18 protein-coding genes are annotated in these 21566 nt (G+C 63.6%); 14 read left to right on the top strand and 4 right to left on the bottom strand.

Annotated elements, in window-relative coordinates; translation table 11 throughout:
• Positions 1-25: 25 nt before the first annotated feature.
• Positions 26-1168: a helix-turn-helix transcriptional regulator gene (locus tag QQK18_RS05125; RefSeq protein WP_284339221.1), complete on the bottom strand. Its 1143-nt coding sequence runs from the start codon at positions 1166-1168 to the stop codon at positions 26-28.
• Between the two features lie 598 nt (positions 1169-1766).
• On the opposite strand from QQK18_RS05125, the gene QQK18_RS05120 reads away from it, so the two are divergent.
• Complete coding sequence (locus QQK18_RS05120) at positions 1767-2099, top strand: YciI family protein (protein ID WP_284339220.1); 333 nt, start codon at positions 1767-1769, stop codon at positions 2097-2099.
• Between the two features lie 12 nt (positions 2100-2111).
• A complete protein-coding gene (locus QQK18_RS05115) occupies positions 2112-2756 on the top strand; it encodes a DUF998 domain-containing protein (RefSeq protein ID WP_284339219.1) in 645 nt (214 codons plus the stop codon).
• A gap of 361 nt (positions 2757-3117) precedes the next feature.
• Here the strand turns inward: QQK18_RS05115 and QQK18_RS05110 are convergent, their stop codons facing one another.
• Complete coding sequence (locus QQK18_RS05110) at positions 3118-3462, bottom strand: hypothetical protein (RefSeq protein ID WP_284339218.1); 345 nt, start codon at positions 3460-3462, stop codon at positions 3118-3120.
• A 123-nt stretch (positions 3463-3585) separates the two neighbouring features.
• Entirely contained in the window at positions 3586-4188 is a 603-nt protein-coding gene (locus tag QQK18_RS05105) for a hypothetical protein (RefSeq protein ID WP_284339217.1), read from the bottom strand.
• A gap of 179 nt (positions 4189-4367) precedes the next feature.
• Between QQK18_RS05105 and QQK18_RS05100 the strand changes: the two genes are divergently transcribed.
• From QQK18_RS05100 to QQK18_RS05080, 5 genes are all read left to right on the top strand, one after another.
• The gene (locus QQK18_RS05100) at positions 4368-5927 is read left to right on the top strand and encodes a terminase large subunit domain-containing protein (RefSeq protein ID WP_284339216.1); all 1560 of its coding nucleotides are present in this window, start codon (positions 4368-4370) and stop codon (positions 5925-5927) included.
• A 491-nt stretch (positions 5928-6418) separates the two neighbouring features.
• Entirely contained in the window at positions 6419-8692 is a 2274-nt protein-coding gene (locus tag QQK18_RS05095; protein WP_284339215.1) for a flotillin family protein, read from the top strand.
• A 36-nt stretch (positions 8693-8728) separates the two neighbouring features.
• The gene (locus QQK18_RS05090) at positions 8729-10117 is read left to right on the top strand and encodes a hypothetical protein (RefSeq protein ID WP_284339214.1); all 1389 of its coding nucleotides are present in this window, start codon (positions 8729-8731) and stop codon (positions 10115-10117) included.
• Between the two features lie 599 nt (positions 10118-10716).
• Entirely contained in the window at positions 10717-13842 is a 3126-nt protein-coding gene (locus tag QQK18_RS05085; RefSeq protein WP_284339213.1) for a putative Ig domain-containing protein, read from the top strand.
• 111 nt (positions 13843-13953) lie between these two features.
• Positions 13954-14127, top strand: coding sequence for a hypothetical protein (locus tag QQK18_RS05080; protein WP_284339212.1), 174 nt, complete (start codon positions 13954-13956; stop codon positions 14125-14127).
• Positions 14128-14228: 101 nt separating this feature from the next.
• On the opposite strand, the gene QQK18_RS05075 is transcribed toward QQK18_RS05080, so the two are convergent.
• Positions 14229-14381 (bottom strand): hypothetical protein, encoded by a 153-nt coding sequence (locus QQK18_RS05075; protein ID WP_284339211.1) that lies wholly within the window; start codon positions 14379-14381, stop codon positions 14229-14231.
• Positions 14382-14826: 445 nt separating this feature from the next.
• On the opposite strand from QQK18_RS05075, the gene QQK18_RS05070 reads away from it, so the two are divergent.
• The 7 genes from QQK18_RS05070 to QQK18_RS05040 all read left to right on the top strand — a co-directional run bounded on the left by QQK18_RS05070 (position 14827) and on the right by QQK18_RS05040 (position 21514).
• The gene (locus QQK18_RS05070; RefSeq protein ID WP_284339210.1) at positions 14827-15075 is read left to right on the top strand and encodes a hypothetical protein; all 249 of its coding nucleotides are present in this window, start codon (positions 14827-14829) and stop codon (positions 15073-15075) included.
• Entirely contained in the window at positions 15075-15425 is a 351-nt protein-coding gene (locus QQK18_RS05065) for a hypothetical protein (protein ID WP_284339209.1), read from the top strand. Before QQK18_RS05070 ends, QQK18_RS05065 begins: the two co-directional genes overlap by 1 nt.
• 39 nt (positions 15426-15464) lie before the next feature.
• Positions 15465-16844 (top strand): hypothetical protein, encoded by a 1380-nt coding sequence (locus QQK18_RS05060; RefSeq protein ID WP_284339208.1) that lies wholly within the window; start codon positions 15465-15467, stop codon positions 16842-16844.
• 18 nt (positions 16845-16862) lie between these two features.
• Positions 16863-17876, top strand: coding sequence for a phage major capsid protein (locus QQK18_RS05055; protein WP_284339207.1), 1014 nt, complete (start codon positions 16863-16865; stop codon positions 17874-17876).
• Between the two features lie 24 nt (positions 17877-17900).
• Positions 17901-18242 (top strand): hypothetical protein, encoded by a 342-nt coding sequence (locus tag QQK18_RS05050; protein WP_284339206.1) that lies wholly within the window; start codon positions 17901-17903, stop codon positions 18240-18242.
• 496 nt (positions 18243-18738) lie between these two features.
• Positions 18739-19911: a phage adaptor protein gene (locus QQK18_RS05045; protein WP_284339205.1), complete on the top strand. Its 1173-nt coding sequence runs from the start codon at positions 18739-18741 to the stop codon at positions 19909-19911.
• Between the two features lie 4 nt (positions 19912-19915).
• A complete protein-coding gene (locus QQK18_RS05040) occupies positions 19916-21514 on the top strand; it encodes a hypothetical protein (protein WP_284339204.1) in 1599 nt (532 codons plus the stop codon).
• Positions 21515-21566: the final 52 nt, after the last annotated feature.

Below are 21566 nucleotides of genomic sequence, written 5' to 3'. Positions count from 1 at the left end.
CCCGTGTAACCTACGCCATGTTGTCTCAGGTCCGGCCGTCGTGCCTGGCGAGCATGGCGATCAGTTCGCCTTGTCGTCGCACGCCTGCCTTCTGGAAAAGCGATCTCAATTGATTACGCACGGTGTGAACGCTCAATCGTCTGCTGTCGGCATATTCGTTAAGGGAAAAGCCGCCGAGAAGGGCGCCAGCCAATGCACTTTCGGCTGCAGTAAAGCCGAGGCTGACATAGGCCTTATGGCGCTCATCGATTTGCGGAACCTCCTCGGAAATCGTCAACAAGGCAATGGGCTGGTCCTCGAGGAGAAAGCCGAGGAAGCCGGCGTCCTCGGCGCGTCCGGCCAAGAGCGGCACCAACAGTGCGCGCGCGGACTGGCCTGTGCTGTTCCTCACGCGGAACAACGGTTCGAGCGCAGCATATTCGCCTCGCTGAATGCTGTTCAGCGCGCATGAAAAGTGATCGTCTGCCGCGGGATCGAGGAACCGCAGCACGCGAAGCTGCCGGTCAAAGTAGCGGTTTAATTGACGTCTGAAGTTCTGCCCGGCTTCGTTTTCATCGTATATGCGCCCCGCAGAGTCGATCAGGAACGTCGGAACGGGCAGGCGCCGCAGGATGTCGCTGCGCCTGGCGCAAATCTCCGAGTTGGAGACCAGGCGTGACATTTGGAATGCCTGGTTCAGGTGCGGACCAAGGAGCTGGAAAACCTGCTGCATCGGGGCGGAAAATCGCTCTTCGTCACGAGCGCGTACGTTCGCCGCCAGCGCCAGGAACCGCAATCTGCTTCGATAGGCGATGACACCAACCCCCATTACGAGAGCCTGCGGCCGCAGCCATTCGTTGAAGAACTCCGTTCTTTGCAGATCCTCTCGAGACAACAGAGTGTCGCTGACCATGGCTGTCCCCACGGGCCATCGAGCCATCCCTGACGCCCACGGATTAACGGTGGCATAGTGGGCCTGGAACGAAGCGACGGCATCCGGGTCAAAACCCGCTGTCATCACGCCAAGATGCTTGTTGGTGGCAAAGTCATGGCCTTGAAGTGAGACCGCGGCGCCATCGAACAGGCTGGCGATTCGATCCACGACGTCATCCCAGGGCGTGGCGCCAAGGCCGGCACGATAGACCACTTCGATGAGACTACTCATCACCTCATTGGAAAGCTCTGTCATTCGATCCCGCCCTCCCGAAGTCTTAGTAGAGCACCCATCAGTCAACTGGTCAATTTCAGCCATGTAAGTCGGCCTGTTTTACAACAAGCAGGTGTGCATAGATCGTAGCCTTCGAATTGAAGCGCGAGGCATGACTGAAGAGTGCTCGTGATCTGTGCTTAGGGTCGCGAGGGGGTAAACCGCCGCCGGCGGGTGGGCTATGCTCTTCTGGGTCTCATTCACATACCTTGCGGCCGTGGAAAAACCTCAGGATGGATTCCGGCCTGCGCCGGAATGACACCGGGTTTGTTGGGGTGCTGGTGGCAGGCGCCGGCGCTCGCAACACAAGGGGTTGGCACCGAGGCGTGAATGATCGATGGGATTATTTTCCTATTTTTCTTGACTCGAGCCGTGGAATCACCGATAGTCATGCACGGATGACCTCGCGATCCGACGTCAGCTCGAATGAGCCGAGACGCGGCAGGCCCTGCCAGTCGATACTGGTGCAAGCCGTCAATGTGTCCGAAGATGAAGCCGCCTTGGGCGGCTTTTGTTTTTGCCTTTCAGGGAACTGCGACTGATATTGCCGGTTCTTCTTCCGTAAAGGGAGGAGGAGGCGATGCAGAAATTCGTCACGATCGGTTATGGCGATGAGCGGGGCTATCGGCGCACGGCCCAGGCGGTGCGCGATGCAGCTCATGAGCAGGATGCCAGGCTCTTGCGGCGGGGTGCGGTGATGGGCGTTGCCGGCAGGCCCGTGCAGGTGCGCAATCATGACGGCAAGGGCGTCAAGACCCAGGAGGGGGCATTCATGTCCTCGCGTCTGCCCGTCGCCGGCTTTGCCATCATCGAGGCAGCCAACCTCGACGCCGCGGTCAAGATGGTCTCGCAGGTGCCGTGCGCGGTCGCCCACGGCGTCGTCGAAATCTGGCCGCTCGAGCAGCCGGGCTGAGACGCAGCGGAAATGGCGGTTTCACCGCATCGCCGCGTTACGCTCGGCGCCATCGCGTGGGTGGCGTGCGTTGAGTTCTTCGTTTTCCAGTTCATCACCACAGCGGCGGCCAGCGGCTATTCGATCGCCGACCACGACATCAGCTATCTCGCTTTCGCCGCCTGCAGGACCTTTACCGATGAGGTTACGGGGCAGCGGATGCCGCCGATCTGCTCGCCGCTCTCTTTATGGTTCAATATCAGCCTCGTCCTTCTCGGCGCGCTGATGGTCATCGGCCTCGTCCTCACCCGGCCGCTGTGGCCGCGCGGCAAGGCGACGAAGCTCGGCGGCGTGCTCTATGCGGTCGGCGGCATAGGGGCAATGGCGGCCGGCACCTGGACCGTCGAGACCAGCATCGATGTGCACATGGCCGGCGCCATGCTCAATTTCCTCCTCGGCAGCGCCGGCATGATCCTGTTGAGCTTTGCGCTGCGCCCGCAGGCGCCGACGCTTGCCCTCATCGGCCTCATCATTGGCGCCATCGCCGCGCTCGGCTTCATGCTCTATGGCGCCGGCCTCTGGCTGGGGCTCGGGCGCGGCGGCATGGAGCGTGTCGGCGGCTACGCCGCGGCGTTGTGGCCGGTGGTTATGGGGGCGGGGATATTGGGGCGGAGGTGAGGACGAGGCCTAGGCGTCAATGAAATCCGCTGGGACGTCCGGATCGTAAAGCTTCTGAAAGCGTTAGCTGTGTATCGGTCACACGCATAACCTTTGTCGTGACGTGGAGCGAATATACAATGCCGAGACTTTCGGAAGACAGGACGTCGCTTCAAACCCACATGCATCCAATCGAGGCAATGGAGGGACGTGAAGCTGAGTTATCACGCTGGCTGCGCGATAATGCGCCTGAGTGCTTTGAAGAGCAGAAACACCTGGACGCCGGCTCATCCGAACGTGCCTATTGGCACCACGGATACCTGATGGCAATTAGGGATGTGCTCGCACTACTGGATCGCAGCAGCGCGAGCACGAAAGTTCACTAGTACAAGCCGCCGCAAACCGGACACTTCAGGTACGTGCCTGAAGGCCGGTCGGGGTGATAAACATTCCCCGGCGGATTGAAGTCATGGTAGAGGCGGCATTCCTTGTCGAATGCCTCAGCTGCCGAGCTCAAGTATCCAAACTTGAACATCGAGTACTGGCCAAGGTAATCCTTTAGCCGGTCATTGACGTCATGATCGGACCGCCCGACACGGTCAATGTAGAACACGCCGTCGATACCCGTGTTACCGAGCGCATAGGCGCCAGGCGACATTACCGGGACGGCTGCGTCGATGCCGTTACTATTCAGCGGGAACGGCCCCCGCAGTCCACTGGATGCCATCGCGAGCTCCTTTGGTATGGACGGATTCATACAGGTGCTGTAGTGTGATGGCTGTGACGCGGCTGAAAACAACCGCCTCACAGCGGGTGGCTTACGGTAACAAAATGGCTGCCTGCCACACAGCTAGCCTCCTTTCTCCCTTGCAGGGCTAAAGCGTTGGCTGGGAGCGCCCATGAGGTAGGTGCCGGTAAGCAAGTCCTCATTGACGCGGTGAAAAAGCGTGGAGCTGGCGGGTGTTGTGCCCGTAGGGGTAGGACCCTGAGCGCTAGCACCAGACCCACGATATGAATCGGGCTCGGATGCGGAAACATCCGAGCCTTCTTCATTCTCTGGAATATACCAAAGCTTGCCCTTCAGCCCGATCACGTTGTCCTGTTTCAGACGTGAGAGCTGGGGGCTCAAGCTCGACCGGACGATGTCCGTACGGCCCCATGCGTTGTGAAAGAACTCGATGAGTTTGTTGGCGGTCGCACCACGCGGGAAGTGCTCGGAAAGAGCCTTCACCGTCATCTCTTTCATTGTCATGCGAGCGTAAGCGGGCTCGTTGAGCTCCACAGTATGAGATGGAGAAGGGGCGGACGGTTTGTCGGGCGCAATAGCCGCCTTGGCCTTACGAACGTCGGCAAGCTCTGCCTCCAGTGGAGACAATTGCCGATGCAACTCCCCGATAAGTTCGAGCAGTTCGCCTTCACGCTGATCGAGATATTCATGCAGCTGCGCGACCATCGTCAGCCGTTATAGGCTAGACTCGCTCGCGTTGCAATCCTGAGATATCACCGACAACGGGATAGTTGCGTTAACTGTCGTTAAGGACGCAGGGCAAGACGCAGTTTGTTCCGGTTCGTTCTGCCTATTTAACGGGGCCAGCTGCCATTCTGGACGAAAAGTTAGGGAGTGGATGCCCCGTGACCCCCCCACCCCCATCGCCCGAGCCTGACCGCGATCACCGCCGCCAATCCGCTCGCCGCAACCTCGTCGACTACGCCCGCTATATCGAGGTGCCTGGCGCACCGCGGACGGACGATGAGGACACCGAAGGCTTCGCGCCGGTGGAGACGTCGTTGGCCGCGCACCATGTGCTGACGCTCGAGGCGTGCCAGCGGTGTGTCGAGAGGCCGGGCGGGCGGTTGATGCTGTTCATGCCGCCGGGCAGTGCCAAGAGCACTTATGGATCGGTGGTGCTGCCCTCGTTCGTCATGGGCGCCATTCCGAACTTCCGTATGATTGCGGTGAGCTATGCAACGCCGCTGGCGCGAAAGCTCGGGCGGCGGACGCGGTCGGTGGTGAGGCAACCGGCGTTCCTCGATCTATTCGGCACCCGCATCAACCCGGAGAACCGGGCGGCGGATGAGTGGGCGCTGGACAACGGTTCCGAATACATGGCCGGCGGCGTGCTTTCGGGGATCACCGGCAACCGGGCCGATCTCATCGTCATCGACGACCCGATCCGCGGGCGGCAGGACGCGGATTCGGAGACGATCCGCAAGCGCACGCTCGAGGCCTATGAGGATGATTTGCTGACCCGCCTCAAGCCGGGCGGCTCGGTGGTGATCATCCAGACGCGCTGGCACGAGGCGGACCTCGCCGGCACGATCCTGCCCGAGAACTACGCGGGCGAGAGCGGGCAGATCGCCTGCCGCGACGGGAACATCTGGGAGGTCATATGCCTGCCGGCCAAGGCCGAGCGGGCGGACGATCCGCTGGGGCGAAAGCCCGGCGATTATATCTGGCCGGAATGGTTCGGGCCTTCGCACTGGGCGCAGTTCGAACGCAATCCGCGCACCTGGTCGGCGCTCTTCCAGCAGCGGCCGGCACCGGACACGGGCTCTTATTTCAAGCGGGAGTGGATCCACCTCGTCGACCATCTGCCGCCGCGCGAGACGCTGATGGTCTATGGCGGCAGCGACTATGCGGTGACCGAGGAGCAGGGGGATTTCACCGTGCATGCGGTGATCGGCATCGATCCCAATGGCGATCCGTGGCTCCTCGATCTCTGGCGGGTGCAGGCGAGCTCGGATGTGTGGGTCGAAAGCTTTTGCGACCTGGTGCGCAAATGGCGGCCGGTCGGCTGGGCCGAGGAGACCGGGCAGATCAAATCGGGCGTCGGGCCGTTCCTCAAGCGGGCGATGATGGAGCGCGGGGCCTATGTGGCGCGCGAGCAGTTCTCAACCGCGGCCGGCAACAAGGCGGTCCGGGCGCAGTCGTTTCGCGGGCTGATCGCGACGCGGGGCCTGCGGGTCAAGCGCGATGCGCCGTTCGTTGCTGAATTGATCGCCGAGATGATGAGCTTTCCGGTTGGGGTGCATGACGACCAGGTGGATGCGCTGGGGCTGGTGGGGCAGTTGCTCGACCGGATGACGGCGGGGAGTGCGCCGAAGGCGCCGGCGGTGAGGCCGGCAGCGTATGAGATCGAGGATGGGTATGTGCTGGCGCCGGAATTGCCGGGGGTGAGGCGGCGGGGGTGAGGGTGGTGGGCACTATTTTGCCCCTTCCACCGGTGTCATCCCGGCGAAGGCCGGGATCCAGCCCTGAACACATCAGCGAGCACGGAGAGGGCGGTTTGGCACGCGTTCCGTGCCCCGTTCACACACCTTGCGGCCGTGGCTGCATCTCAGGATGGGTCCCAGCTTTCGCCGGAATGACATCGAGTTTTTTGGGGCGCTGGTGACAGCGGCGGGGGCGGGTGTGAGTGAAGTGCGGGTGGGGTGCATGGGCACCATCCATCCACACCCACCGGGTGTCATCCCGGCGAAGGCCGGGACCCAGCTCTGAACACATCAGCGAGCACGGAGAGGGCGGTTTCGCTCTTGATCCGTGCCCAATTCACACACCTTGCGGCGGGTGCTGCATCTCAGGATGGGTTCCGGCCTTCGCCGGAATGACACCGAGTTTTTGGTTGGCACCGTGCCAAATCGCCGATGCCGCACCCCGCCATTTTTGTTCCCGGAGAGTCCCAATGGCGCAATTGCACGATCTCGAACCCGTCGACAGCCTCAAGGACCCGGGCGAGCCGAAATCGGCGGCGCGGATCCTGGCGGCTATTCGACAGGCCGAGCAGGCGTTTCTCGATTATCAGGATGTCTGCGACCGGATCGACAGGGTCTATGCCCGCAAGGACGACTATCGTTCGGGCGAGTGGACGGACCCGGACTACGACCTGTTCTGGGCCTCGATGGAGATCCTGAAGCCGGCCGTCTATGCGCATGCGCCGCAGCCGGTGGTGACGCCGCAATTCAAGGACCGGCGGCGGTTGCAGAATTTGACGGCCGAGATCCTGGAGCGCGGGACGACCGTGGCGCTGTTGCGGGCCGGGATCGACGAGGTGATGACCGGGGTACGCGATGATCTGATTTTCTATAATCGCGGGCAGATGTGGGTGACGCTCGAGGATGGCAGGGACGGGCGGCGGATCTCGATCGAGCATCTCGACCGCAAGGATTTCCTGCATGAGCCGGCGCGCAAATGGGCCGATGTCGGCTGGGTGGCGCGGCGGGCGTGGATGACGCGCGAGGAGATGCGCAAGCGCTTTGCCGCGCATTCGGGCGAGGCGTTCAAGCATGCTTCGACCTCGGTGCGCCGCGAGGACCAGGCGCTCGGCGGCGCCGACGGCTCGCGCAAGGCCGGCGTCTGGGAGGTCTGGCACAAGCGCGACAACCGCGTCTATTGGGTGGCGCCGGATGCGCCGTTCATCCTCGATGAGGGCGAGCCGCATTTAGAGCTCGACGGGTTCTTCCCGTGCCCGCGTCCGGCTTTCGGGACGCTGCGGGCGCGCTCTCTGATGCCGGTGCCCGATTATCTGCGCTATGCCAGCCATTTCTCAAAGATCAACCAGCTGACCGCGCGGCTTTACCTGTTGCTCGACCGGGTCAAGATGAAGGGGCTGATCCCGGCTGGCGGCGATATCGGCACGGCGGTCGAGCAGGCGCTGCACAGCGACGACGACGAGTTGCTGATCCCGGTGCCGGCGGCGGCAATGATGGAGAGTAGCGGCAATTTCGTCGTCTGGCTGCCGCTGAAAGACATCGCCGATGCCATACAGGGGCTGATCGGCGCGCGCGGGCAGCTGTTCAATGATTTCTACCAGCTCTCGGGCATCTCCGACATCATGCGCGGGGCGAGCCAGGCGCAGGAAACGCTCGGCGCACAACAGCTCAAGAGTCAGTACGGGTCGGTGCGGGTGCGCGGCAAGATCGACGAATTACAGCGCATCGCCTGCGACGTGACGAAGATCTCCGCCGAGATCATGGCCGAGGCGTTCGGGCCGGAGCTCTTGCTCGAGATGGCGCAGATGGAACTGCCGAGGAAAGCCGAGCTCGAGCGGCGGGCCAAGGCCATCGAGGACGCGGCGGAAAAGGAGATGGAGGCTATTGGCCGGCAGGCCAAGGCGATGGCCGAGGCGGCAAAGGCCCAGGACCAGGAGATCGAGCCGGCGGCTGCCGAGCAGCAATTGCAGGCGGCCCAGCAGCAGATCATCTCCAAATATGCAGTTCAGCTTCGGCAGATCGCCGAGGCGGTGCCGATCGAGGACATGATGACGCTGTTGCGCGACAACCGGGCGCGCGGCTTTGCCTTCGAGATCGCAACGGACAGTACGATCCTCACCGATGAGATCGCTGAAAAAGCCAGCCGCAACGAATTCCTGACCGCCTTTACCGGCGCGGCGCAGGGGCTGATGAGCTTTGCTTCGCTCGGGCAAGAGGGGGCGAAGATGGCCGGCGAAGTGCTGCGCTTCGTCCTCGCGCCCTATAGGGCCGGCCGCACGCTGAATGCCGTGATCGACGAGTTCGTCGACGCCGCCCCGCAGCTGGCGGCGGCGCAGGCGGGCTCAAGCGGGCTGAGCGAAGCAGAACAGTCGATGAGCGCGGCCAACCAGAAGATGGCGGATGCAGAGCTGCGCAAGTCCGAGGCGGCGATCGCCAAGGTGCAAGCCGACACGGCCAAGACGCAACAGGAGATGCAGTTCAAGGTGGCCGAAGCGCAGACCAAAGCGCAGCAGGAGGGCCAGCGGCTGCAGCTCGAAATGGCCGAAACGCGGGGGAACCTCGCCGAGCAGGCCAGGCGCATCGAGAAGATCGGCGCCGATATCCAGTTGGCGTTTGCGCGGCTGGGTATCGAGCGGCGGGCAGAGCAGCGCGCGGACGTGAAGACGGCGGCGGAGGTAGTGGGGGAGACACACCGGAACCTCACCAACCCCGATGTCATTCCGGCGAAGGCCGGAATCCAGCTCTGAACACCTCAGCGGACTGGACGGTTTGAGCAGAGGGTCGTGCCCCGAACATACACCTTGCGGCTGCGGCTGCATTTCAGGATGGGTCCTCGCATCCGCGAGGATGACAGCCGGTGGGTTTCGCGGCCGACCGGCAGCGTGACCCGCCTGCGCGAAGCCGGAGCTTCGCTTGGGCAGAGGCAGGTCGGCAGATGGCTCAGCAGGATCGTCAGCAAGCGTTTGTCGAAAGGCAATTTCGAAATGGCCGATAACAACCTAGTTGCTCTGGCCCTCGCGGATGGCTTGCTCCCGAGGCCCTCGCGGGAAGATACTATCGCGCAATTGCTGGCCTATGCGGATGAGCTAGACGACGGGAATTCGGGACAACTGCCACCCCTATCGGCATTGTGGCCCGCATTTCTCGAGAGCCTGGACCGACGGTTTGTCCAGCCTGCGATCAATGGCTTTCTCGCTCCGAGCCGGGCTCTGCACGGAGACTACAGCGGATCGTATCTCTATCCGGACCGGGTCATACGCCCCTATAGCCCCGAGATGATTGACGATGCGTCGGCAATGGCGGGTCTCGTCGGTCTCGGCGGGGTTGTCCCCAGGGGTCAGCCGATGGTTAACCCATTGACATCGCTTGAAAGTCGGTCAGCCAGGATATATGATCCTCTATCCGTTTCGCAGCGCCCTTTTGAGGCGGATTACCCCTTTGGAGCACAGGCCAATGAAGCCGGACGACTTGCCGTCGACATCGAAGGAAGACCCCTCAGCCCAGACGCCCATCTCGTGGGTAGAGAGATTACGGGCGGAAGCGACCGACCCCTCCCTACGGAGGCAATGGCCTCAGTCGCGCAGAGATCGGCTGGCGCGAGCATTGAGACAGTTGCGCCGCGAGCGCTCGGAGGAGACGCAGGGCGGCTCGTAAAGACGACCGACCGGCGATCCGGGAACACTGAATACGAAATCCTGCTGAACAGAGATCTGACCGAAGTTGCGAAGCCTCGTGTCGCTGCGCATGAGGTCGGCCATCTCATTGACAGCATCGCGGGAGGCATCCCAACGGAGCGCCTGAACAGGGAGCTCCGCGCGATCTACAACGACCTCAACAACCCGCAATCCTATGGGCGCCCGTTCGGCCCCGAACAGTCGGGCTATACCAGGCCATTCGTGCCGCGCGAGCTGATGGCTGAGGCCGTCAGGGCGTATATGGTCGATCCAAACTACATCAAGACGGTAGCGCCGAAAGTCGCGGCCCGCATCCGCCAGTACGTCAACCAGAACCCGCAATTGCGGGACGTCATACAGTTCAACGCTGGTGGCGTACCGTTGCCTGCGCAGCCTGCGCGACCTGAGCCGAATGGGTGGTTTGATCCCGAAACCGGAAATGAGTGGGTTCCCGGGTACGGATTTTACGACCCCGAAACCGGAAAATGGTCGATCTGATGGGCATAGGGGTTGCGATGCTGCAAGAAGCGCAAGGCCCAGTGCGTTTTGCGAGATCGCAAACCCCTTCATCCGCCCTCGGCCCACCATATGCGATAGCCCTGCCCTCAAGAGGGAGGGGGGCTCGTGCCTCTTTCACACACCTTGCGGCTGGCGCGGTATCTCAGGATGGGTCCCGATCCTCAAGTCGGGAGGACATCGTGGGTGTTGAGGCGGTGGTTCAAGAGCTGAAGCCGCGGCGGTAATTTCGCACAGAAGGTCAGTGCGAGGCACCGTAACAACCACAAACTCGGTGTCACCCCAGCAAAGGCCGGAATCCAGCTCTGAGCACCTCAGCCAAGCTCGGAAAGCGCGGTTTGGGCACGCGGCTCGTGCCCCGGACATACACGTTGCGGCTGCGGCTGCATCTCAGGATGGGTCCTCGCATCCGCGAGGATGACAGCCGGTGGGTGGGATGGATGGTGCGCACCGCCAGCCCGGTAACAAAGGGAGCAAACAGCGATGGCAAGCATTCGTCGCCTGGCCGAAATGACACAAACCCTGGTCAGGGAAGTGACACTTGCCGACGCGATCGGCGTGCAGGCGGAAAGGACGCCAGAATGAGCGCCCCTGTCGTCATCGCCGAAAACGGCCGCGGCGCCCCGGTGAGGCCGGTCGATGCCGGCGCACCTCCCATGACCATCGCGGAGAATGGGCTTGGTGCGCCGATCGTCCTTTCCGAGCACGGCGCGCCGTTCGTGGTCGATGGGCTGGTCCGCTTCTATGTCGATCCGGCAGGATCGGACAGCAATGACGGTCTTAGCCCGGGCTCGGCCTGGCAGACCCTCGGCAAGGTCAATGCCGAAACGATACCCGCCGGCGCGCAAGTCCTGTTCAAGGGCGGCGAGACGTTCCTGGGCTCGCTGGTCCTGCGCGAGGGGCAGCACTATGGTCTTGCCGGCGCAACAATCGTCTATGGCAGCTATGGCACCGGCAAGGCGACCATCCAGGCGTCATCGAATAGTGAGAGCGGCGTCGATGCGCTCAACCCCCACGATGTGACGATCAGGGACCTTAGCTTCGTTGGCACCGGCAGCACGGTCAGCACCGGTTGTGGTGTTCACGCTCAAAACAACCTGCTCGATGGCAGCAAGCTTCCCGGCTTGCGCCTCATAAATCTGGAGGTCAGTGCGTACGGCATCGATGGCATAGCAATCCGGACTGGCGATGACGCCGTTGCCGCAGAGGCGGCCTCCGGGTTTGACGCCCCGCTGATCGATGGCTGCGTTGTTCACGATTGCACGGGCAATACAGTGACCAATCGGGGTATGGGCATCGTCGTTCGCGGGCTGCACGGCCTGAAGCTCTACGACGTGAGCACCACCGACCCGATCGTTCAGAACTGCACGGTCTACAACTGCACCGGCAAGACGGGCCTTGGCAACCACAGCGGCAATGGCATCTTCGTCGGGGAGGGCATCTCGGGTGGATTGGTGCAGTACTGCCTTGCGTATGACAACGGGGCGAACGGTTCTGGCTCCGTTGGCATCTGGATGGCCGACTGTCTGGACACCGTCATTCAGTTCTGCGTCACCAGGGGCCAGAGAACTTCGTTTGGATCAAGCGATGGCGGCGGTTTCGACATCGATGGCGGAAGCCAGGGCTGCATCATCCAATACTGCTACGCTGTTGATTGCGACGGCCCGGGGTATCTGCTCTATCAGTGGAATGCCGGCGGCACCCATCTTCTGCCATTGAACAACAATACGATCCGATACTGCATCAGCGAGAACAACTCGGCGTCCGATACCGACAAGTACGGCGAGTTTATGTTTGGATCGGACGAGGCCAGTGATGCCTCGGGCAATTTCATCTATGGGAATACGTTCTACAATGACCACGACGATGGTTTCGCGCTCATGGTGTATAGCGGAACCACCAACAGGTTCATCAACGGCGGCTTCTTCAACAATATCCTGGTCGCTGCAAGCGGTAAGGTGGTCACCTCCAAAAGCAGCGTGGTTCCTGCCTCCTCGTTCCTGATCCGGGGAAATCTGTACTGGCCATCCGGCGCCGCGATCTCGATCAAGTGGGGAGCTACGACCTATTCGTCGATTGCTGCCTGGCGGGCTGCGACGGGCACGGAAACCGATGGCGGCATCGACATTTCGATACCGCTGGATCCCATGTTTGCGGGCACGGTTCCGGTGGGGAATGTCGATGCCGTAAACGATCCGGCCCTCGCTGCGTATCAGACGCAGATCGGCTCGGGCGCGCGCGGTCACGGGCAGGACATCCTCGCGTTGGTCGGCATCACGCCGCCGCGCGACTTCTTCGGCAATGTCGTACCGCAGAACGACTATGACATCGGATGCTTCGAGAGCGAGACCATCACACCGCTGCCCCTGTCGCTGACGGGGAGCCCGGTTACGACGGGCGAGGTCGGCCTGGCGTATGCGGGTTTCACGGCGACTGCCTTCTACGGCACCGCGCCATACACGTATTCGCTTGCCGGTGACTGGCCGGACGGGATCTCGATAGACCCGTCGACCGGCGCGGTCAGCGGGACACCGACGGAGCATGGAACCTTCGCCGATCTCAACGTGCAGGTGACGGACGCGAACATGGACACGGCACAGTTGTCCAGCTCGTTCACGCTGACCGTTCTGCGCGAAAACCTGCTGCGCGCTCTTGCGTGGGTGCAAGGCCCAAACACGGTACTGACCGATCAGGGCAATGGCAGGATGCGCATCGCGAGGTCCGGCGCCAACCCGAAAGCCTGGAAGGAGCCGTCGCTGACGCCCGGCGCTACCTACCGGCTTTATGGGAACGTCTACATCAACGGTGGCTGGGGCTCGGGTGCCGTTCGCGTTTGTGATACCGGCACGTTCAACAGCGGGACGAGCTTCACCACTGCGAACATGACCGCGAACGTGCTCATCGACACGACGTTCGTCGCCCTGGACACGGCCGCCTGGTTTCTGGGCATGCTGCTGTTCACCGGCACGGTCGACGGCAGGTACATGGAGTTCGACAAGGACTTCCGTCTGGAACTGGTCAGCCTTCCGTTCTCGCCACTCTCCGTTCGCGAGGTTGAGGCGTGGTGGACGGCAAAGCCGTTCTCGGGGGGCAACTGGACCGACGAGCGCGCCGGGCACGCCCTCGACATGACCGGTGCGGTCTACAATGCCACCGGGTGGCCCGGCACCAATGCGAGCTGCGTATCGTTCGATGGCATCGACGATTTCGGGGTACTCGACATACCAGCATTCGTGCCGGTCGGAGCCGACCCCGGCTTCATGCTGCTCGTGGTCAACCAGAAGCGGTTGAGTGCGGACGGCAACCACAACACGATGTTCGGCTATGGCGACAGCGGAGCGACGTCCCGAACCGTGGGCCGGCGCGTGACCAGCACGGTCAACCGGGCCAAGGCCGACACCGGCGACGGCCTCACCGGTGTCGAGCGGCAGTATACCAGTGTCGACTTCAGCGGCGCTCACGTGCTCTTCGTCGAGCACACCGGTACGCAGGTCAACTACTACGTCGACGGCGGGGCGGCGCAATCGTCGGCCGTCGTGCCTGCGACGGTCAACAACCGCCTCCACATCGGTGCCGCACCTCACAGCCCGCCCGGCGCATTCTCGCTGATGGACGTACGTGACGCGATTGTGGGCGTGGGGCTGCTGAGCAGCAGTGATCGGGCAGCGCTGATGGCGTGGGCGATGGCGCGCGCGGGATTGGGGTGAGCGCATGCCACATCCTGTGAATGCCGCAATTTTATCGGCTTAGGCGACCCTTTCCTAAACTCCTCCTCCTACTCGGATGAGGCTCGACGAGCGACGGGGGAGAGAGTGTCGTTGGAAAGTGTGGTCCTGGAAAGAGTATACCAACTCCTCCTTGCTGCGGGATATCCTGCGTCCGGAGTAGACTGGCTGCGCCAGCACCGATTGACCACTATCGTGCTCATGGCCATTGCAGCCTGGGCGCTGTTCATCGGGCTCGGATGGCTGATCTGGCTGGCGCTGACCTAGAGCCTTATGCGTTCCGACGTGATCAGAACGCCGGCTCTTTCTTGCGCAGGACCGGTAACCAAGCTGGGTCGAGCCGGGACAGGCTGTGTGCGCACATTGCTTTAGTCGGAGTACACGCGGCCATCGTCGAATGGCCAGTTTCGGCTGCGGCCATTGGTCAAGACGTCAACCGTACCAAGAATGATTATCAGCGGCGCAAGGAAGAGCCATATGCCGGCGATCTGCAGCGTGCGGAAGAAAGGCTGGTGCGACATGAAGAGCCTCGGACGCGCGTTCTGGAGAACCGAGATCGCGGCTTAGGCGATCTCGTGGGCGTTCCAGGCTCTCGCCAGGCTCGAACAACCTCTTGCACAGTTCCGCGCCGAGGGCCACTACACAGTTCCGTTAACCTTACTGCACGGGCGGAGCGTCCACCGAACACGTTGGTCCGTTCCTTCATCGGCAATCACATGAGCGCAGCGCTCATGCCCATCATCCGCTCCCGGTTCGAATGACAGCTCGACACGTAAGCGCCCGTGCTGGAGGGAGCCTTCCTCGCCTCGAGAGAGCTGCCAAGCGAACCTTGCGTGCCCGGTGACGGGTTCAGGGGCGGGTCTTCGCCTTGGCGTGGATGACAGCCGATGGGTGGGGTGGCGTGATGCCCTCCTTGAGGCTCCTCAACCGTTTTCTACCCACTTTCATACCCAAAGGAGAACTCGAATGGCTGATGCCAGGACACTTGCAGAACTCGGCATGGCGACGCCGCTGGCCAAGGAAGTGGCGGCACAGATCGGTGGGGGTGGCGGCGGGGCCGTGAGGTCCGTCAACGGGCAGAGCGGCGATATCGTGCTGACTGCGGCCGATGTCGGTGCGGTGGCGGTGCCGGAGACGCCGCCGGCCTATTCGGAAACTGCTGCCGATCTCGCTGCGGCCCTTGTCGCGGCTGGCCTGATGGCGCCGCAGGTCTGATGAGCCAATATTTCTGGTACGATCTCGGCAACGGGCGCCAGGTCTACCGCAAGGCACCTGAGCCGCGCCCGGAGCCGTCACATCTGGGGTGCCCGCGCATTGTCCGTGATTTCGACCAGCCGGTGCAGTCGATGGCCGATGGCAAGTGGTACACGTCCAAGGCCGCACTCGCCGCATCGCACAAGGCGAGCGGCAATCCGCACGGGATCGACTTCATCGAGCTCGGCAACGAAACGCCGCAGTTCCAAGAACATGTCCCCGACGCAGGCAAACGCCGGGAAGACGTCCGCCAGGCCCTCAATGATGTGGTGACCGGCAATCTGCCGCCCGAGATCGCGGCGATCGAATAGCCCTTTCGGGGCGCCCCCCCTCAGACAAAGGTAACTCCTATGAACCAGACGACCGCCGAGCCGGGCGGCGCCGTGAGTGCGTCGACCGTTCTCGATACGCAGACCGTTGCGCTCGAAAGCGGAGGCGGCAGGCCTGGCTCCGCCGAAGCTAGGCTTCGCCAAGGCGAGCCTCAGCTCACCCGGCCGGGGCCGCAGTCGACCGACCTAGAAACGATGGCGGGCAAGGGCAAGGAGGCGGGCAAGAAACCGGTCTCCGTGCGCGAGACGCTCGATACGGAAAAAGCGCGGCTCGACAAGGAGGCCGAGCGCAAGGCGAGGGACGCGGCCGAGGCGGCGAAGGTCAAGGCCGGTGAGGGTGAGGCGAAGGAGGCCAAAACCGAACCGCGCGGGGGCGGCAAGGCGCCGGTCGGCGATGAAGATCCGGGCGCCGGCAAGGCGACCGATAGGGGGGCGCCTGAAAAACCCGCAACCGGGCAGGGCGCGCCGGACGACCGCCAGTCACATGAGCGCGAGTCTACTGGGCGCAAGCCTGGCTCCGCCGAAGGGAGGCTTCGCCAAGGCGAGCACGCCGAGCCGCCCGCCCGGTTCCTGCCCGAGGCGCGCACCAAATGGGCCAACGTGCCCAATGAAGTGAAGGCCGAGGTGCATAGGCTTTCCAAGGAATACGAGGGCGAGATCGACAGGCACCGGCAGGCGACTGAGCGCTTCGAGGGTGTCAAGCGCTTCGACGACATCGCCCGGGCCAACGGCCGCGAGCTCAAGGATACCTTGAACCGCATTGTTGCCGTCGAGCAGGCGCTGGCGCGCTCGCCGATTGCCGGGTTGGAGATGATCCTGCGCGAGGTCGGGCCGCGCAAGGCCGACGGTTCGCCGCTCTCGCTCTATGATGTGGCGCAGTCGGTCGCGCGGCAGACGCCGCAGCAATACGCGCAAAGCCTGCAGGGTGCGCTGGCCCAGCGGTCGGCGGCGCGCGCCGGCGGGCAGCAGCGTTCACCGGAAGTGCGCGCCATGGCGCAGGAAGTACGCTCCATGCGCATTGAGCTCGCCGCCTCGCGGCTCGAGCCGATGCTGACCGCGTTCGCGGCCGCGCACCCGGATTATCACGCGCTCGAAGAACGGATCGCAGGGGTCCTGACGTCGGGCGTGATCGACAAGCTCTACGGCACCGGCTTGACGCCGGAACAGCGCCTTATCGAGGCCTATCGGATGGCCGGCGGCACCGCGCCGTCCTCACGGTCCGAACCTCCGGCGCCTCCCTCGCACTCCAGTGCCGATACTGCCCCTCCTGTCCATCCTGAGGCCGGCAAGAAATCCGTCCGTGGCGCTCCCAATGGCGGTGAAGACGCCGTTGCCGACCGCCCCAAACAATCCATCCGCGACCTCCTCAAGAGCGAAATGCGCTCGATCCCAGGGGGTTAGCAAGACTAGGAGAATGTGATGCCCATCACCGATGATCGGCAGTATCGCCAGCTCCTGACGGCGGCTGTGGCCAAGCGCTCCAGCGAAGTTCAGGATATCGTCTATAACGCCACCCCGCTGACCCGGATCCTCAAGGATCTCGGCAATGTCCGCGTCAAGCGCGCGGGCGGGCCGGAACTGCGCGTGCCGGTCGAGTTCGACAAGCTGCAGGCCCAGTGGTTCACAGGGTACGACAAGATCGAGATCACGCCCAAGGAGCTCTTGAACTCGGCCGTGTTCAACTGGGCGCGTGTCGTCGGCATGTTCTCGCTCAACGGCACGGAACTCCTCTTCAACCGCGGCGAGGAAGAGGTCATCGACCTCATGGAATTCTACCTCAACGCGGCCGAGAAATCGGTCAAGGAAGAGTTCGAGGTGTCGCTGATTGCCGACGGCACCGGCTCGGGCGGGCGGCAGATGATCGGGCTTGGCGGCGCCATTCCGATCATTCCCAATGTCGGCGTCTATGGCGGTATCGACCGCGCCGAGGTCGCCAACTGGCGGCCGTCGAGTTTCCTTGCCACCACCGACTTCCCCGACATCGGGGCGGTATGGGACGTGACCACAGCACGCCCCATCATCGAGCGCATCGCGCTCAACCGTTCGCGCAACGGACGCTATCCGGACCTGTGGATCTTCGACGCGCTGTCGTACCAGCCGGTCTCGGCCTCGTTCGTCGCTCACCAGCGGCTCGCCACCGAACGCTCGGTGCGGCTCGGCTATCCGGCCCTCGCCTACCACACGCCTGCGGGCCTGGTGGAGCTGGTCGCGGCCGGCGGCATCGGCGCGGTGATGCCGGCCAACACCGCCTTTGGCATCGATACGCAAGGGCTCGCCATCTACGAGTTCCCGGGCCAGTCGTTCGTGCCGTTCCACCCGGGCGACGGCATCCGCCCCGTCAACCAGGACGCGGTTGCCCAGGGCATCGTGTGGTCGGGCCAGCTCGTCCTCGAGAACCCGCTGTTCTCCGTGCGCCTGCGCACGGCGGCGTAAGCGGAAAAAGAAAGGAGCCTCACAATGGCATTCCGCACAACTCCACAACTCGGCCCCCAGATCGACGAGGTGGTCACCGGCGTTCCCTATTGGGACAGCCAGCTCGGCCTCTCGATCGGGGACACGGAGGTCGATCCCTCCTATCGCCTCGGCAACAAGGAGACCGGCTCCGACGGCCATGACTATCTCTGGGTGAAGGCCTCGGCCGATATCGCGGCGACGCCTTCGACCGGCACCGAGGTGACCGTCACCGAACCGGGCTTCATGGTCGCTGCCGGCGCCGGCGGCTACTTCACGCCGCCGGGGGTCGCCGTCAGCGAGGGCCAGTTCCTGCACGTCCGCAAGGGCGCGGCTGGGGCGCCGTAGGTTCGCACGCGGCAGTGCTCCGCAGCGGTGATGTTCCACCGGTGCGGAGCTTGGCAAGACCGTGCCACCGAGCACGATCGGTTTTCCTGCCCATCAGCGCTTGCGCGCTTCGAACTACCCCCCTCCCAACCTCCCCCACAAGGGGGGAGGTGCCGGTCTGGCGGGCTTGGCGATGTCGTACCCCGACCAGCATGCGGAAAACCGGCGGGTGTGGTGCGTGGTCACCAAACGCACGGACGCCCACCTCCCCCTTGATGGGGGAGGCCGGGAGGGGGTGTTGCGATGCTGCAAGAAGCGCAGGGTCAGGTGCGGTTTGCGTCATCGCAGACCCTCATCCGCCCGGAGCCTGTCCTCAGGCGCGAAGCGACCCGTGGGTGCACCTTCTCCCTCAAGGGGAGAAGGGGACACCCCGCCCCTGGCCGGTTCGGTGACCTATCCGAGGCTCTGCCCTGCGGCGCGGCCTTTTCTGTTTCCCACACAACCAGGAGAATTCCCCATGGCGCATTCCGTGCCGATCGATACGCGCGAGATCACCGTCACTCCGATCTTCAAGCACATCACCGTCGAGGACGTGCCTGCCTCCGAGCGCGAGGGGCGGGCGGTGATGAAGACGGTCGAGGCGGTCGAGGTTCGCTTTGCCGGATCAAAGCTCTATTCGCCGGTCTTCCCGGTCGACGCCTTCTGGAAGCGCGACGGGCATAGGGTTGTGACCTATGCCGAGCGCTGGGCCGACCAGTACCGGGAGTTCCTCGCCGGGCGCCCGCAGGAGGCTGCCGGCACACCGCTGGAATTCCTGCGGCCCTACGGCATTTCCGATGCCCAGCTTTCGTTGTGCCGGGCGCTGAAGATCTATTCGATCGAGGCGCTGCACCATCTCGAGGGACCGAACCTCAAGAGCTTGCAGATGCACGCCAATGCCTTGAAGGAGATGGCGGCGCGGTTCACGGCCGATCGGCGGGGAAGCGCGGACCTCGCCGACGAAGTCGAAAGGCTGAAGGCCGAGCTTGCGGCGCTGAAGGGCGCCAGCCTTCCGGCAAGCGACCCGAGCCCGGCCGAGATCCTCGATCTTGCCGGGGACGTGGCGATCGACATTGCCCGCTCGCACGACTGGCAGGCATTGACGGTGATCCACACCATCACCGGCAACGGGAGCGACACACGCTTCCCGCTGCCGGAGGACTATGGCCGCATGCTTGCGGCCAGCGGGGTCATCGACCCGGCGACCTGGTTCTGGGGCTATCTGCACATCCCGACGGTGATGGAGTGGCTCGCCGAGGAAAGCCATGGCTTCGCGCGGATCACGCCGGGGGCCTGGATCATCCTCGAGGACAAGTTCACCTTCGTGCCGGCGCCGGGGCACGAGGCAGAGGCGCGCTTTCCCTATATCAGCCGCAATATCGTCAAGCCGGCGGCGGGAACGAAGAAGGCGAGCTTTACCGCCGATACCGATAGTTTCGTGCTCGACGAGCGGCTGCTGACCCTCGGCACGCTGTGGCGCTGGAAGGAGCAGAAGGGGCTCGAATACGCCGAGGACATGCGCAATTACGAGATCGCTCTGTCGCAGGCGCAGGCGCGCGATGCCGGCGGGCGAACGATCCGCGCCCGGGCGGGCAGGAGCCTGCGGGGTACCACGACCGGCTGGCCGTGGCCGCTGGGTGGGGGCGCGTGAAGCCATGCGCGTGCCGACCGTCAAGCAGAAGCCGCGCGAGGCGCAGGTCAAATCCTGGCCGGCGCCGCGCAATGGCTGGATCGCCAATCGCAACCTCGCCCAGCCGGGCGCACGCAACCCGGACGGCAGCGTCGTCTCCGGCGCGCTGATCCTCGACAATTTCTTTCCGACCGCGACCACGGCGCGACTGCGCCGCGGCTTCGAACTCCATGCCGATATCGGCGGAGCCGAGGTCGATGCGCTGTTCGCCTATATCGCCGGGACGAACGAGAAGCTCTTTGCGGCCGATAATGGCAAGATCGTCAATATCGGCGGGGTTGCACCCGTCGACGACGTGACGGGGCTTGCGGGCGGCGACTGGATTTCGGCGCAGTTCGCCTCGTCGGGCGGCATATATTTGCGCCTCGTCAACGGCACCGACACGCCGCTCGTTTATGACGGCACAGATTTCGACACGTTTCCCGCGCTGACCTTTGCCGGCGACTACAACGGCAACGACGCCTCGATCCTCAATTTCGTCTGGCCGCACGGCAATCGGCTGTTCTACGTCGAGAAGGACAGCCTCAATGCCTGGTACCTGCCGGTGGGGCAGATCGGCGGGCAGCTGACGCAACTGCCATTGGGCGGTGTGTTCGAGCGCGGTGGATCGCTGCTTTTCGGAGCCATCTGGTCCAACGACAGCGGCGCCCAGGGCGGACTTTCGCAGCAGGTGATCTTCGTTTCGACCGAGGGGGAGGTTGCGGTCTTCCAAGGGTCGAACCCTGGCGACATCAACGACTGGCGCAAGGTCGGCGTCTATCGCATCGGGCGGCCCTTGGGCAAGCGCGCCTGGTTCCGCGCCGGCGGCGACATCATGATCGCGACCAGCGTCGGGCTGGTGCCGCTTTCGGCGGCGGTGACGCGCGATTTCGCCGCCATCGCGCCGGCGGCCATCTCCTATCCGATCGAGGATGCGTGGAACCGGGCCGTGCACTTGCGGTCTGTCGGCGAGTGGCGGTGCGAGCTGTGGCCGACCCAGCAGATGGCCGTGATCCTCCCGCCTTCCACCCCGAGCCTTGAAAGCGAAGTCTTCGTCGTCAATGTGCGCACCGGCGCCTGGTGCCGGTTCACCGGCTGGGACATGCGCTCGAGCGTGGTGTTCAAGGAGCGGTTGTTCTTCGGCGCCCCCGAGGGCCAAGTGATGAGCGCGCTCACCGGCGGCCAGGACGGCGGCGAACCCTATGCCGGGGTCTATGTGCCGCTGTTCGACGATTTCGGCACGCCGACCAACAGGAAGATCGCCCAGTTCGCCCGCGCCTCGATCCGCGCGCGCCAGCACGTTGCCCTGGAGCTGACGACGCACAGCGACTTCGTCGTCGACATGCCGATCGCGCCGCTTGCCGTCGACGTCAACGACAGCGGCGTCTGGGGCGCGGCATTCTGGGGCAGCTCCAACTGGGGTGAATCCACCGACCTCATCACCATCGAGGACTGGCAATCGGTGAGCGCCGCCGGCACCACGCTCTCGGCGGCGATGCAGATCTCGAGCGACGACCCGGTGCCCATGGATGTCGAGATCGTGCGCGTCGACGTCACCTATACGATGGCCGACATCATCACCTAGAGCATTTCCCGTTCCGATTGAATCGGAACGGGAGCTCTAAGTCCTTGAATTG

This window comes from Devosia nitrariae, from assembly GCF_030160115.1.
GTDB lineage: Bacteria > Pseudomonadota > Alphaproteobacteria > Rhizobiales > Devosiaceae > Devosia > Devosia nitrariae.
The sequence above is the reverse complement of the archived record's forward strand: the minus strand, read 5'-3'. Positions and strand labels throughout refer to the sequence as shown.

What these genes read in the sequence shown, in the direction of transcription:
- QQK18_RS05125 (WP_284339221.1), bottom strand. Translation starts at nt 1,168, where the DNA reads ATGACAGAGCTTTCCAATGAGGTGATGAGTAGTCTCATCGAAGTGGTC.
- QQK18_RS05120 (WP_284339220.1), top strand. Translation starts at nt 1,767, where the DNA reads ATGCAGAAATTCGTCACGATCGGTTATGGCGATGAGCGGGGCTATCGG.
- QQK18_RS05115 (WP_284339219.1), top strand. Translation starts at nt 2,112, where the DNA reads ATGGCGGTTTCACCGCATCGCCGCGTTACGCTCGGCGCCATCGCGTGG.
- QQK18_RS05110 (WP_284339218.1), bottom strand. Translation starts at nt 3,462, where the DNA reads ATGGCATCCAGTGGACTGCGGGGGCCGTTCCCGCTGAATAGTAACGGC.
- QQK18_RS05105 (WP_284339217.1), bottom strand. Translation starts at nt 4,188, where the DNA reads ATGGTCGCGCAGCTGCATGAATATCTCGATCAGCGTGAAGGCGAACTG.
- QQK18_RS05095 (WP_284339215.1), top strand. Translation starts at nt 6,419, where the DNA reads ATGGCGCAATTGCACGATCTCGAACCCGTCGACAGCCTCAAGGACCCG.
- QQK18_RS05085 (WP_284339213.1), top strand. Translation starts at nt 10,717, where the DNA reads ATGAGCGCCCCTGTCGTCATCGCCGAAAACGGCCGCGGCGCCCCGGTG.
- QQK18_RS05075 (WP_284339211.1), bottom strand. Translation starts at nt 14,381, where the DNA reads ATGTCGCACCAGCCTTTCTTCCGCACGCTGCAGATCGCCGGCATATGG.
- QQK18_RS05070 (WP_284339210.1), top strand. Translation starts at nt 14,827, where the DNA reads ATGGCTGATGCCAGGACACTTGCAGAACTCGGCATGGCGACGCCGCTG.
- QQK18_RS05065 (WP_284339209.1), top strand. Translation starts at nt 15,075, where the DNA reads ATGAGCCAATATTTCTGGTACGATCTCGGCAACGGGCGCCAGGTCTAC.
- QQK18_RS05060 (WP_284339208.1), top strand. Translation starts at nt 15,465, where the DNA reads ATGAACCAGACGACCGCCGAGCCGGGCGGCGCCGTGAGTGCGTCGACC.
- QQK18_RS05055 (WP_284339207.1), top strand. Translation starts at nt 16,863, where the DNA reads ATGCCCATCACCGATGATCGGCAGTATCGCCAGCTCCTGACGGCGGCT.
- QQK18_RS05050 (WP_284339206.1), top strand. Translation starts at nt 17,901, where the DNA reads ATGGCATTCCGCACAACTCCACAACTCGGCCCCCAGATCGACGAGGTG.
- QQK18_RS05045 (WP_284339205.1), top strand. Translation starts at nt 18,739, where the DNA reads ATGGCGCATTCCGTGCCGATCGATACGCGCGAGATCACCGTCACTCCG.
- QQK18_RS05040 (WP_284339204.1), top strand. Translation starts at nt 19,916, where the DNA reads ATGCGCGTGCCGACCGTCAAGCAGAAGCCGCGCGAGGCGCAGGTCAAA.